We start from the raw sequence: 13,318 nt of genomic DNA, 5'->3' as shown, positions 1-13,318 counted from the left end.
TGCTCTTATTCAAATTCCCCAGTCCATTTATTGTTTTCTTTAAACCATTTTATAGCACCTGGATGATATTTCAATTTCAATTGATTAGCTACGTAATCTGCTCCACGAAACGCATTTTCAATCGTGTACTCTGATCCACTCGGGTGAACTTTAGCCACGGTACTTGTATTTTCTTGTAAATTCTTGATCAAATCGTATACTAAATCATCTTCTAAATCTGCTCGGGCAACAAGATATGCTGGGGTACCCATTGTCTGAATTGATTCATCTATACCTTTATACGTCCCTCCTGGTATTTCGATTGGGAATACGTCAGGCTGTATTTTTTTAATACCTTCTATCATTTCATCGGTTACAGGAAGTATATTGATACCTACAGAAGTAGAAACATCTGAGACAGATGCAGTCGGCAATCCTCCAACTAATTCACCTCCGTCAATTGTGTTATCTTTAAGGGCATTTGCCTGTTCACTTGAAGATAATTGAGCTTCATGAATATCCTTAAAAGTTAAATCAAAAACTGAAAGAAGTGTTTCAACATCTTTTCTAATCGCACTTCCTGGAGCACCTGTACCAATTTTTTTCCCTTTAGTAAAAAGTTGTTCCATGGAAGTAATGCCTGAATCTTTTCGAACTACAACGTGTCTGATGTTAACATGACCTGATGTTAATAATTTGATTTTTGACACATCAACCGTACCATCTTCTAATGTAGAAGCAATATCACTTGAAGTGACTAATCCTAAATCCATATCCCCGCTGCTGATTCGGCGTAGATTCTCTATTCCCCCACCTGTAGCTTGGGCAGAAACTTTCACATTCGTTACCTTTTTATTGAATACATCCGCCATTCCATTACCAATGTAAAAATAGGATCCTCCTTCTCCTCCAGTACCAATAAGAAGCGAAGAGATTTTGCTAGAATTGCTGGAAGTTTGATTGCTACACCCAAAAAGAAGCAACGTAAAACCTATTATTAAACAAACTGCTTTTATTCTTTTTCTAAACAATCGTATTACCCCCTTTAATTGATCACACTTTTCGTTTCTTTATTCGTATTTTCATACACGATTTTCCTATTTCTTACAAAGTGGCGGCGGTGAATGATAATAAGAATGAACAATCCTACTAAACTTAATTTATTATCTGGTACAATTAACAAAATACCACATCCAGCCATCAATAAACGTTCCCACCATTGGATAAGAGATTTGTATAAGATTACACCTTGTAGTGAACTTGCCATACAATATGTTCCGATCACTGCTGTAATAAATGCAATTAGTACCTCAAACATGTTCCCATTTAGTAAAAGAACATCGTTATAGACAAATAAGAAAGGTACAATATATAGTACATTTGCAATCCGCATAGCAGACCAGGCTACTCTAAACGGTGGTGCCTGGGCAATCCCGGCAGCTACAAAAGCATCTGGAGCCGAAGGTGGTGATATTCCCGATATCACTCCAAAATAGAAAATGAATAAATGAGCAGCCAAAGGATTAACACCCATACTAATTAACGTTGGAGCTATTATGACGGCTAATACAGAATATGCTACTAATATCGGTACTCCAGTTCCTAGAATAATCGATACTACAGCTGTGATTAACAATAAGATGAACAAGTTTCCATTTGAAAGTTCTATCAAAATATTAGAAAGGTGCAGACCCAATCCACTGACAGATATAATACCTGCTATTAAACTAGCCAAAGCCACGATACCGCCAATAACAAGAGAGTCCCGTGCACCAGATATCATTGCATCTTTCACTTTTATTACTTTTTCCACAAAACTATCAGATCGTTTAAAGATGAACATTACGGCTATACAGGATATGATTCCCCAGAATCCTGCACGAGCGGGAGAAACTCCAGCTACGGCAATCATATAGAGCAAAACGATGATCGGAATTAAATTGTACCAACCATTTTTTATTACCATTTTTAATTTGGGTATATTTTCTTCTTTTACTCCGCTTAAATTCTCTTTTGCTGACTCCAAATCAATCATAAAAAATAAACTAACATAGAAAAGGATCCCAACAAGAAAGCTGGACTTGGCAATATCCCAATAGGACATCCCTAATATTTCCATCATGATAAAAACTGTACTTCCCATAATAGGCGGCATAATTTGAGATCCTAAGCTGCTGCATGCTTCCACCCCTGCAGCGAACACTCTTTTAAATCCCGTCCTAATCATCATTGGTATCGTAATAGAACCGACACTTGCTACATTAGCAATGCTGCTGCCCGTTAACATTCCCATAAGAGAACTTGCTACTACAGCAATCTTCCCTGCACCCCCGCGCCATTTTCCGAAAAATGCTAACGCCAAATCATGAAAAAATTCTGCAATTCCCGTTAAACGAATAAAAGCTGCAAAGATAATGAAGAGAAATATATAGTCAGCAGCAATCCCGGTAATTTGACCAAATGGCCCATTTGTAGATAAAAAGAAGGTAGCAATAAATCTTGGTATATTATAACCAGAATGAGTAAAAGGTTCTGGCAGAGACATACCAAATACTGCATATCCAACAAAAAGTAACACGATGACAACAAATCCCCATCCGGCAACCCTGCGTGCAACCTCAAACATAACAAAAATTGCCAACAAACCGAATACTAAATCTCCCATGGTTGGTTCCAAACCTACACGCACATTGTAGTTTTGGAAAGAGGAGAATACGTATATCCCTGCGATAATTGTGATAATCGCTAACAACAAGTCAATTCCTAAAGCCCATCGGTTATTTTTTAAACGCAACGATACTGGATACAAAAGTAAAGTAAATACTAAAGCTCCGGTTAAATAAATAGCTCGGTGCTCAATACCTGGTAGAGGTTCAACACCAGCAGCATAGATAAAATACAGAGTATAGACAATCATGAAAGCAGATAATAAACGCCCTCCATATTTAGAGAAACTTCGAAAACGGAGTGTGGGTTTTACTAACTCCACCATTCCTTCTTCATTTGGTTTTATTTCCCTTTTTTGCACGAATGATTACTCCTTTCATATAGCATGGAAATCTTTTCCCATACCTATCCGAATGCGATTAGGAAAGCGCTGTCATTTAATAAGAAGGGCAGATTTTTTGATCTGATTACTAAGCGAAAAGAATGTTCGTAGCTAAATAAGAGCTACAAAGAATAAAAGATAAATTATTGTTTTTCATTACTTTATTATTTTAGCGGCAGCTTAACGACGGCGGTAGCAGGAACGCAGATTTCTCCTTTTTGGTTTACCTCTTTTAATTCAAGAGTAAGAAGTCCTTCCCCATTGACAATATCCTTGTTTACAACTTCTCCCTGACAAGTTAACGTATCTCCAGGAATAGCATATCTTCGGACACTTAACTCCATGCTTTTCAGTTCCCCGTATACCCCCATCCAATCAGTGCATAATTGCGTTAAAAATGCTCCATGTAAATGGGATTGCACTAATACATCTGGATATCCCTCTTCATTCGCATATTTTAAATCATAGTGGATCCGATGTGTATTCCATGTTATCGCACTATATCTAAATATTTGTAAAGTTGTTGGTGTTTTTATTAGTGGCGGTAATTTATAACCTATTTCTACATCTTCATAAAATGGTGTCTTATATTTCTCGTATGACTTTACACTCACTTCAAAAACCTCCCTAAATACATGATTTTATCGTGCAATGATCGTACGTGTAGACACGCAGATAACATCATCATGCTCATCCTTATACGTATTAGTTTCTTCTAAAAAGGCGACAAGACCTTTCTTACCTTCCTTTGTATACGTATTGGTTATTTCGTTAATGAGAGTAACTGCCGTTCCTGCAACTAAGGGCTTAAAAAATTTCTTCTTTTCACCTCCTCCCATAATTTTGATTCCCTCAAAATCTTTGGGCAAAAATCCTTGTATTGGCATACCATCGCGGTGGAGATGTTCTTCTTCAAGCCCTCTCCCCCATTCAATGATAGATGCGATTAAATTTTGCGGAGCAATAATATCTTTGTATCCATGTTTCTGGGCATATTCTTTATCATGGTAAAGAGGATTAGGATCGCCAATGGCTAACGCATATCTTTGAATCTCTAATGAACTCACTTCACCAAGTAATTGTACTTTTTTTGAACCTATTAGGGTGCGAAAATATGAAACCAATTCCTCTATTTTTGTTGACATATCAAAATCTCCTTTTTATAAAATAACTCTTTTTTTGAAGTGAATTTTCTATCTTATAACTTTACTTTTCCGCTAAGCAAGTCTCTTGCAACTACCATCCGATGTACCTCTGAAGGACCTTCTCCAATTCGTTTTATCCTTAACTCCCTATACCAACGTTCAAATGGAAATTCCTTCGTTAGTCCCATCCCTCCAAAAATTTGGACAACTCGATCAATTACTCTTCCTGCAGTCTCTGTTGCGTATAACTTTGCACTAGAAACCTCAAAACGGGCATCTTTTCCTTGATCCGCTTTCCAAGCTGCTTCATATACCAGCCATCTAGCTGCACGTAATTCAATTTCTGAATCCGCAATCATCCATTGGATCGCTTGTTTATCAGCTAACGTACTCTTGTGTACTTTTCGAATATTCGCATAATTTATGGCTTCGCGTAACGCTGCATTAGCAATGCCAACACACCCTGCCGAATATGGTATACGATTATAGACAAGCCAATCTTGTGCTAGTATAAACCCAAGACCAACTTCACCAAGAACATTTTCTTCTGGGACTTCTACATCTTCCAAAAATACTTCACAAGGATACCAGGACCGGATAACAGGAATGGCTCGATAGGTGAGTCCCGGCGTATCACTGTCGACAATAAAGGCGGTAATACCATTTCTTCCTTCCCCCGTGCGAGCAAACACAATTCCGTAATCAGCTGTATCGGCTCCAGAAATAAATATTTTTTGCCCATTTAAAATCCATTTATTTCCTTTTTTAACAGCTCTCGTTTGAATCGTTCGTGCTGGGTCGGATCCCCCTCCTGGTTCCGATATACCGATAAACGACTTCTTTTTACCTTCGATAGTTGGTAATACATACCGTATAATTTGATCCTCTGTTCCCTTATACAAAATGTAAGGAGGCTCATTGCCAAAAGCATTTAAAGCAGGATTATAAGCCCCACTGCGGTGAGCAGAAGACTCTTCTGCCACAATTGCCAATTCAAATAGACTAAGACCAGCTCCTCCATACTTTTTAGGAACACTTAACGCCCATAATCCGGCTTTTTTCGCTTTTTCCTGTAAAGCTTCTAACTTATCACTTGGCAAGTTATAATCATCATAATCCATTTCTTTTTCTAATGGGATCACTTCTTTTTGAATAAAATTCCGAACTGTTTGCCGCAACATTTGTAATTCATCAGACAGAATAAAACCGTCATAGTTTAGATTTTTTTCAACCTTGTTTTGCATCTTTACCACCCCAATATTTACTTGATTTACACACACATCTTAGGATTATTCATGGAAAACAACCAATTAGCCAACCTATTGATTCACCTTACCTTGGCTTTACTTGACACATTCTTTATCCACTTCAATTTCAATTTTTAACATGATCGCCCCCATTGTTTTTCCTTGATGGTCTCTACGAAGAGAAGAGGGTCCTCCGCCTCCTAGTGCTTCTTTTAAATGAAATTTTAACGCTAATACGTTAGGAACTTCATACCGAAGAACTTCTCCCTGAACTAATTTTCCGTAAAGGTTCTTCACCCGTTCAGCTGTTATTTCTTTTTTTAGGATTTCATAGATTTTTTCATTTGGTGCAAAAATACTAATATCGGAATCATTTCCTTTGTCGCCGCAACGAACTTGTATCAAGTCTTTCAACATTAGTTTCACTTACAATCCCTCCACACGAACACGATTATCGACCTTTTCTTTCGGAACTAAGATTGGACATATTCCTAGTAATGCTCTAGGCTTTTTCATTCCACTCATTCCTCCAGAGAAGGGAGGCCCATTTAAGCCTAAAGGTGGAACTAATCGACCCAAACGTGCTGCTTCTTTCGCTGTTTTTGTATGAATAGCAATCCGTAAATCTACCTCATTTAAATTTGGATCTTGCTCTGCTAGCGGTCCATGGAAAGAATTGTATCCGATATAAGAAATATGAATGTCATCATATTGAATATTTTCTTGATTCATTTGTTCAACTACTATTTCTGCGGCCTTTTTTGCCTTCTCTAAAGCATCTGGCCACACGTATCCTAGACTAGCTTCGCCAATATACCCATTCGCATAGCCAATCAGTGCTTTGTAAGTATCTGGTGCTGGCTTTCCAGTTGTTCCAGAGATCCGCACCTCATCTTTCCCAATTTCCTCAAATTGAGTATCCGCTAGATTCACAATAACATCTGGAAGAATGTAGTTATAGGGATCATGTACCTCGTATAACAGTTGTTCTTTTAACGTATCTTTACTGACTAAACCACCAGAATTAGGAGTTTTGGTCATGATTGCCTCCCCATTTTCATCTACTGTAGCGATTGGGTATCCAATATTCACCAAATCAAGTGATCGCCAATCTCCACTAAAATTTCCCCCAGTTGATTGGGCAGAGCATTCCATTAAATGACCAATTGTCATCGCACGCGCCAGACGATCCCAATCATCCCATTCCCAATTAAATTCATATATAAGTGGTGCAGCAAACTGTGCGGAATCAGTTGTCCTTCCTGTAATAACAATATCAGCACCCTTTTTAAGCGCTTCTACTATTGGGCGAGCACCTAAATAGGCATTGAAAAAAGATATTTCATGTTCTTCTGGATGAAACGTTTCCCCGTTTTGCATGTTAACTAGTAATCCATCTCTCTTTAAATCTTCCAAACCATTCATTAAGTCGTCGCCAATTACAACAGCAACTTTTAAGTCAAGCCCAAGTTCTTCAATCACTCTGTCCACTACTTTTTTCGCCCCAATTGGATTAATTCCTCCAGCATTCGTTAAAAGCTTTACACCTTTTTCTGCACACAACGGGAGCAATTGGCGCATCATAGGTTCTAAATCTTTTGTGTAACCCATCTCTGGGTTCCTTTGTTTATCTTTTTGCAAAATGGCCATTGTTAATTCAGCTAAAGCATCAAAACATAGGTAATCTAAATTACCTTCTCGCACACTCTGAATCGCAGGTCTAATCGTGTCTCCATAAAATCCTGTACCTGCCCCTATACAAATCGTTTTCATTCACTCACCTCAAATTAATAGTAAATTGCTTTTCGTTTACGGTATGGATCAAAAACTAAATCTAAACTCGTACTTCATAAACTCGGGTAAAATAAAACGGGTACTTATGAGAAAACAAAATATTATAATATTTGTTTTAAATATTATAATATTTAACAATACGAGTCAATATTAAATTTAGAATTTTTTAAAAATTCACATTATATAAACCCTTTTATATTTTTGTACATTTACTTTGCTCTTGATTAACCAACTTATTTAGTTATCAAGTAAATGAAAAAAGCCATTCCCATCTGTTAAGCTAATCCAGCTCTCAACGGGAATGACTTCTATTGTTCCATTTTAGATATCTAGCATTTTTTTGTATATTCTATTAACTCTTTAAATACACTGCTCCCATCTTTCACTTTGTTTAATTGGTACACTAAAGGAAATACGGAAGTTTCCTTAAATAAAATATTGACATATTAAATTAAAAACCTATAAATTTATACTCCGCGCAATATTTTCAATAATCGTTTCTTTCTTTAGCAAATCCAATCTTGCAAGTCTAATTTCTTTATACCATCGTTCAATCGGGAGATCACCAGCAAACCCTGCACCTCCGTGAATTTGTAAACAATCATCAATGATTTTTGCAGCAGTTTCAGTTGCGAACAACTTCGCCATTTGCGCAGCAATGGCTCCATCATTCTCTCCATTATCCATTTTAATAGCAGCATCATGAACCATTAATCTCGCTGCATTCAGAGTCACAAACCCATTTGCAATCATAGTCCGAATACTTGGAAACTCAGATAAGGTTTTCCCTCTTGTTATTCGCATTTTCGCGTATTCCTGTGCGTAATCGAGTGCTTTTATAGAAATGCCTAAACACCGTGCACTTAATAGAATTTGTGATTCTGCTAACCACTTCTTTATCAAGCTTGCTCCTTCTCCAACTTTACCAATTCTTCTGGTATCCTTGATTCTAAAATCCTTAAAGGTGAGGTTATCGTATTTTTGGACATCGATAAGAATCGTGTCCTTCTTCTCAAATGGATCATTTAGCTCAAGAATAAATATCGTAGGCATTTGTGTGCCGTTCACTTCTTGGCAGTTTACAAGGATAATCCCAAAACCTGATTGATCCATTTTTTGAATATAGGACTTATGACCATTTATTATCCAATCGTCCCCACTCTTTACCGCAGAACAAGTAATTTTATCAATTTGGTTATCTTCATGTTCTTCCCAAAGAGCTATAAAACACCCTTTTCCCTGACAAACAGTGGGTTTTACGTAGATCTCAATCTGACTGGGTGAACAATTTTCCAAAAGGCTTGGCAATTCGGCACCAAAGCCATCCATGACAGGGTGATAAAGACCAAGTCGGTGTTGGGCAGCCTCCTCATAGATTATAGTCCTGCTATATAACGATAAGTCTGCGCCTCCCCATTCTTTCTTTGCTCCTAATGCATGTAATCCTGCTTGCTTTGCCTTTTCTTGTATTGAAACCAGCTCTTTTTTTGATAGCTCTTTTACGTATCCCTTTTGCGATTTTTCTAAAGGTATGACATTCTCTTTTACGAATGATTTTACAGTATTTTTTAAAATGGATAATTCTTTTTCCATTAGTACCTCTTTCATGATATCCTCACCCTTTAACTTTCATTTTTAAGCACTTCCATTATTTTTAAAGTAGAATTTCCTTTCGTTGTGCTTTCATTGCCTGTTTCATCAAATTTTCAATACCTTTATTTAATTTGCTAAATCGCTCATCCTTTGCTTCTCCGATTTTCCAACGATAATATATTTGTTGAAGAATAACAGCAATTTTATAAAAAGCGAAGCTCAAATAAAAATCAATATGACTAATATCCCTTCCACTCTTTTTTGCGTATTTCTCTAACATTTCCTTTCTCGATGCAAACCCTGGTGCTGTTGTAACGGAGGTTAACCCGGTGTCAGCTTCTCCCGCTTCTTTCCAGTAGGCTAACATCACTGCTAAATCTGTTAATGGATCCCCAATTGTACTTAATTCCCAGTCAAATAAACCTACTATCTCTCCAGGATTTTGCGAGGAAAACAGCATGTTATTTAACTTAAAATCATTATGGACGATGGTTGGCTCAGGTGATATGGGAATATGATTGATTAACCACTTCTCCAGGGTTTCAACTCCATTAATGTCATCGGTTTTACAGTTTTGGTATCTCTTAATCCAACCATGGACTTGTCGACTCAAATAACCCTCAGGATATCCAATCGTTTCAAGGCCTGCTTCCTTATAATCCACCTCATGTAATTGGTGAAGTGTATCAATTACTGTGTTCGAAACGAGCTGGCCGGTTCTTGGATTCTCAGCAAAGTCCTTAGGCAGCGAAGCATCAATGACAACGCCATCTTTCTTTTCCATCACATAAAAATGTCGGTCCATGATGCCTGGGTCTTCACAGTAAAGGTATGGCTTTGGAGCAAGCGAAAAAAAAGGGTTAAGTTTGTTAAGGATATCAAATTCCCTTTTCATGTCATGTGCTTTAGGCGGTAATGGACCAAAAGGGGGTCTTCTTAAAACAGCCTTCCATTCTCCTATGCTTATTAAGTAGGTTAAATTAGAATATCCAGCTGAAAATGGTTCTATTTGAAGTGGAGCATTACTTTCTACCAGTTTTTTACTGCGGAGGTATGTTTCAAGAACCAGCCAGTTTACCTGATCAACTTGTTGTTTATTTTGAAATTGCTGCTGGTTCATGTGGAACCTCCCTTTCTTTGAATTCTCTTAAGACTTGTTTCGCCACTACCATTCGATGAACTTCGTCTGCTCCGTCATAAATTCGGGCTGCCCTTGCTTCACGATAAAGACCTTCAAGAGGTGTATTTTGCGTTAGTCCATATGTTCCGAGTACCTGAATTGCCCGATCAATAACATTATTCAATACTTGTGCACCATAGAATTTGATTATGGAAATTTCTTTACGTGCTTGGGAACCTTGATCCAATTTCCATGCAGCTTGTAGGGTTAACAGCCTAGACGCTTGGATTTCTGCTTCAGAGTCTGCAATATAATTCTGGATTATTTGCGAGTCTGCAAGTGTCTTTCCTCCATCTTTTTTATTTAATGTGTAGTGAAGCATTTCATTTAATGAACGTCGTGCAACTCCTAACCACCTCATCGCATGTGTGATTCTTCCAGGACCAAGTCGCAGCTGTGCTAATTTAAATCCTTCCCCTCGCTTCCCAAGCATATTTTCTTCAGAGATGCGGCATTCATTAAATCGAACCTCACAGTGTCCTCCTGGATAGTGATCACCCAAAACCGGAACTTCCCGGATTATTTCAAATCCTGGATTATCTGTTTCGACGATGAATAGACTGGTTCGGCGATGCGGTTCTGCCTCTGGGTCTGTTACCACCATAGCGATACAGAATGCCGAGCCAACTGCGCCAGTGGTAAACCATTTATGAGCTTTGATAACCCATTCATTTCCATCTTTAACCGCTGTCCCTTGCAGCGTTCTCGGGTCTGAACCTGACACTTCCGGCTCGGTCATTCCAAAACACGAACGAATATCCCCATTAGCTAAAGGTCTAAGATATTTTTCCTTTTGTTCCGCTGTTGCAGCGTGAAATAATATTTCTCCATTTCCCGCATCCGGGGCCATTGACCCGAAAATATAAGGGCCAATCGGGCTTTGTCCGATTACTTCTGAAAGTAAACCAAGAGATACAAATCCATTTCCCATTCCTCCAAATTCCTTAGGAAGATGCGCGGCCCATAAACCCTTTTCTTTTACGATTTGTTGCAATGGTTTTAATATTTCCGCTGGTAAACCTCTATGTGGAATCATGTATTTCTCATTTGGGAACACATACTTTTTCATAATTTCATTTGCAACATCTATCATTTTTTGTTGTTCTTCGTTTTCCATAAAATTAAACACTTCTTTTTCACTCCTTCTTGAACACATTTTCTTATTTCAAATAATCGTAATAAAAAGCCTGGCCCTTTTATAACTTCACTCGGGTCAGGCCCTTACCAAGGTCCTACTAGTAGAAATATTATGTTTTAATCAATAATTAGTAGATTTACAAATATACGTTTCTAAAAAATTGATCATATCTTTAAATTCCCTGGGATTGATAAATTCTCTTTCCGTCCAACTAATTTTAATCCAATCCACTAATTCTGTTGGACTATTAAAATATTCTCCGCTGGAATCTGATTTCCTTAGCATATACCTTCCATTTTCTTCATCTAAGGTCACTTCACAGGGAAATGCATTATCATAACAACTCAAAAAGAATTCCATCCATATCCCTCCTTGCTCATAGACATAACTTTCAAATTCATACATTTTATTGGTGTTATTCCTTTTTTGTCCCTTACTATTAGTGCCGAATCATTCGTTCTGCCAAGGTATTTCGAATGAAGTTAGAATGGATGCCTAGAAAATGATCCTTTTATTCTCTAGATGATTAAGTAACATTCAAGCCTCCGCTCTTTTTTGATGATACGTCTTTTTTCTCCGGAATAGCCAAACTAACAATTACTCCCGCTAACAATGCTAAAACTAATGTAGCTCCACGAGAGGTAACAATACCCTCAAGAGGTGTATTAATCCATATGATGGTACTAATAAAGCCAGTGAGAAGTGCAGCAATAACTCCAGCACCGGACATACGTTTCCAGAAGAATGTTAAAAGAATGGCGGCGGCAAAACTGTTTCCAACACCTGCCCATGCCCAGCCAATCACCACGTAAATCAACGTTTTAGACATAAGACCGATGACTAAGCCAAATAAACCAACAATTGTTACTGAAAGACGCGAAATCAATAAGAGTTGTTTTTCCGTTAATGTCAGCCCCATAATCTTGTGTAAGATATCTTCACTTATAGAAGTGGATACGACTAATAATTGAGATGAAGCTGTTGACATAATGGCGGCAAGAATACCTGCTAGTAAAATTCCAACTAACCAGCCAGGGAGTAAATCAGTCAACATCATTGGCAGGATCATTTCAACGTTATCCACTTTTCCTGTTCCATACAATGTCAACCCTGTAATCCCAATTAAAAATGCCCCTCCATATGCTAAAACTCCCCAGAGAATCGCAGCATTTCTACCAATTTTCGCATCCTTTTCATTTTTTAACGCCATAAATCTTGCACTAATATGTGGCTGCCCTCCCAAATAACCCAGAGCCCATGAAAAGTTTGTATAAATAAGAAGACCAATTCCTACCCCTGTTAAGCCACCTGTCCAAGAGGACGCACCATTTCCAGCTTGAACAAGTGCTTCACTAATGGATAGGTCTAAAGAACCAATTTTAAACAAGGCAACAATCGGCAAAACAACGAGAGTGACAACCATTAAAATAGCTTGAATGGCATCCGTCCATACAACCGATAAGAAACCTCCTAGACATGAATATACGACGACAACAACTGCGACAATAAGGATTCCTACTATTGGTTTAATACCCATCGTTTGTTCTAAAGTCTGTCCTGTACCGCCAAATTGGGTCCCTACATAAAGAGTAAAGAAAGGAATGATGATTATTGCCCCAATCCCTCTTATTATATTTGCGTGTTTGGGAAATCTAGCTGACAAATAGTCTGGAAGAGTCAGAGCATTATACTTTATTCTCTCCTGCATAAATTTTTTAGCTAAAAATAACCATGAAATAATGATTCCAGCTAACATCCCGATAAACAGCCAAATACTAGACAGCCCGGTTGAAAAAGCAAAGCCCGTAGCTCCAAGCAGTAACCAGGCCGACGCTTCTGTGGATCTTTCTGAAAAAGCCAAGGCCCAACCGGGAATTTTATTACCCCCAAGATGGTAATCATCATATCCCAGCTCTTTACGACTAAAATAGATTCCTATCCCAATCATTGCAATAAAGTAAATAATTAGTTCAATTAGAACAATCATATCCATACCTTCTCGCCCCTTTTCCAAGTTTTCTTCATCGATCAAAAGACTTTTAATTTAAATGGATAGAATCCATAAATTCTAACTATTCATAATAATTTGAATATTTTATTTAGAATTATTGTTTTTTTGCGATTGAAAATCCAACTATGAGGTTTTCACCATGGGGCATTTGTATAAGATGAAACATCTATTTAATAGGAAAA

Annotated in this window: 12 protein-coding genes; all 12 read right to left on the bottom strand. The window is 37.8% G+C overall.

What is annotated here, in order from left to right; translation table 11 throughout:
* Window positions 1–5: 5 nt before the first annotated feature.
* On the bottom strand, window positions 6–1,010 hold the full coding sequence (locus AC3ANL_RS12805; protein WP_488329580.1) for a TAXI family TRAP transporter solute-binding subunit: 1,005 nt from the start codon (window positions 1,008–1,010) through the stop codon (window positions 6–8).
* A gap of 14 nt (window positions 1,011–1,024) precedes the next feature.
* On the bottom strand, window positions 1,025–3,007 hold the full coding sequence (locus tag AC3ANL_RS12800; RefSeq protein WP_488329579.1) for a TRAP transporter permease: 1,983 nt from the start codon (window positions 3,005–3,007) through the stop codon (window positions 1,025–1,027).
* A 185-nt stretch (window positions 3,008–3,192) separates the two neighbouring features.
* Window positions 3,193–3,642: a hotdog family protein gene (locus AC3ANL_RS12795; RefSeq protein WP_488329578.1), complete on the bottom strand. Its 450-nt coding sequence runs from the start codon at window positions 3,640–3,642 to the stop codon at window positions 3,193–3,195.
* A gap of 27 nt (window positions 3,643–3,669) precedes the next feature.
* Entirely contained in the window at window positions 3,670–4,173 is a 504-nt protein-coding gene (locus AC3ANL_RS12790) for a MaoC family dehydratase (protein WP_488329577.1), read from the bottom strand.
* A gap of 53 nt (window positions 4,174–4,226) precedes the next feature.
* Window positions 4,227–5,417, bottom strand: a complete 1,191-nt coding sequence (locus AC3ANL_RS12785; RefSeq protein WP_488329576.1) for an acyl-CoA dehydrogenase family protein — start codon at window positions 5,415–5,417, stop codon at window positions 4,227–4,229.
* 99 nt (window positions 5,418–5,516) lie between these two features.
* The gene (locus AC3ANL_RS12780) at window positions 5,517–5,837 is read right to left on the bottom strand and encodes an AtuA-related protein (RefSeq protein ID WP_488329720.1); all 321 of its coding nucleotides are present in this window, start codon (window positions 5,835–5,837) and stop codon (window positions 5,517–5,519) included.
* A gap of 9 nt (window positions 5,838–5,846) precedes the next feature.
* Window positions 5,847–7,193 carry an acyclic terpene utilization AtuA family protein gene (locus AC3ANL_RS12775; RefSeq protein ID WP_488329575.1) on the bottom strand — a complete coding sequence of 449 codons (1,347 nt, stop codon included), beginning with the start codon at window positions 7,191–7,193 and terminating at the stop codon, window positions 5,847–5,849.
* Between the two features lie 480 nt (window positions 7,194–7,673).
* Window positions 7,674–8,822: an acyl-CoA dehydrogenase family protein gene (locus AC3ANL_RS12770; RefSeq protein WP_488329574.1), complete on the bottom strand. Its 1,149-nt coding sequence runs from the start codon at window positions 8,820–8,822 to the stop codon at window positions 7,674–7,676.
* Between the two features lie 46 nt (window positions 8,823–8,868).
* Entirely contained in the window at window positions 8,869–9,927 is a 1,059-nt protein-coding gene (locus AC3ANL_RS12765; RefSeq protein ID WP_488329573.1) for a phosphotransferase family protein, read from the bottom strand.
* Window positions 9,902–11,116, bottom strand: coding sequence for an acyl-CoA dehydrogenase family protein (locus AC3ANL_RS12760; RefSeq protein ID WP_488329572.1), 1,215 nt, complete (start codon window positions 11,114–11,116; stop codon window positions 9,902–9,904). Before AC3ANL_RS12760 ends, AC3ANL_RS12765 begins: the two co-directional genes overlap by 26 nt.
* A gap of 129 nt (window positions 11,117–11,245) precedes the next feature.
* Window positions 11,246–11,485, bottom strand: a complete 240-nt coding sequence (locus AC3ANL_RS12755) for a hypothetical protein (RefSeq protein WP_488329571.1) — start codon at window positions 11,483–11,485, stop codon at window positions 11,246–11,248.
* 166 nt (window positions 11,486–11,651) lie between these two features.
* Window positions 11,652–13,118, bottom strand: a complete 1,467-nt coding sequence (locus AC3ANL_RS12750) for a sodium/proline symporter (RefSeq protein WP_488329570.1) — start codon at window positions 13,116–13,118, stop codon at window positions 11,652–11,654.
* Window positions 13,119–13,318 lie beyond the last annotated feature (200 nt).

The organism is Neobacillus sp. DHD-1R, assembly GCF_057747995.1.
Note: the sequence above shows the minus strand (reverse complement) of the source record. Positions and strands in the feature narration are given on the sequence as shown.

Coding starts and splice junctions, on each gene's coding strand:
- AC3ANL_RS12790 (WP_488329577.1), bottom strand. CDS start 4,173: ATGTCAACAAAAATAGAGGAATTGGTTTCATATTTTCGCACCCTAATA.
- AC3ANL_RS12785 (WP_488329576.1), bottom strand. CDS start 5,417: ATGCAAAACAAGGTTGAAAAAAATCTAAACTATGACGGTTTTATTCTG.
- AC3ANL_RS12780 (WP_488329720.1), bottom strand. CDS start 5,837: ATGTTGAAAGACTTGATACAAGTTCGTTGCGGCGACAAAGGAAATGAT.
- AC3ANL_RS12775 (WP_488329575.1), bottom strand. CDS start 7,193: ATGAAAACGATTTGTATAGGGGCAGGTACAGGATTTTATGGAGACACG.
- AC3ANL_RS12770 (WP_488329574.1), bottom strand. CDS start 8,822: ATGAAAGAGGTACTAATGGAAAAAGAATTATCCATTTTAAAAAATACT.
- AC3ANL_RS12765 (WP_488329573.1), bottom strand. CDS start 9,927: ATGAACCAGCAGCAATTTCAAAATAAACAACAAGTTGATCAGGTAAAC.
- AC3ANL_RS12755 (WP_488329571.1), bottom strand. CDS start 11,485: ATGGAATTCTTTTTGAGTTGTTATGATAATGCATTTCCCTGTGAAGTG.
- AC3ANL_RS12750 (WP_488329570.1), bottom strand. CDS start 13,118: ATGGATATGATTGTTCTAATTGAACTAATTATTTACTTTATTGCAATG.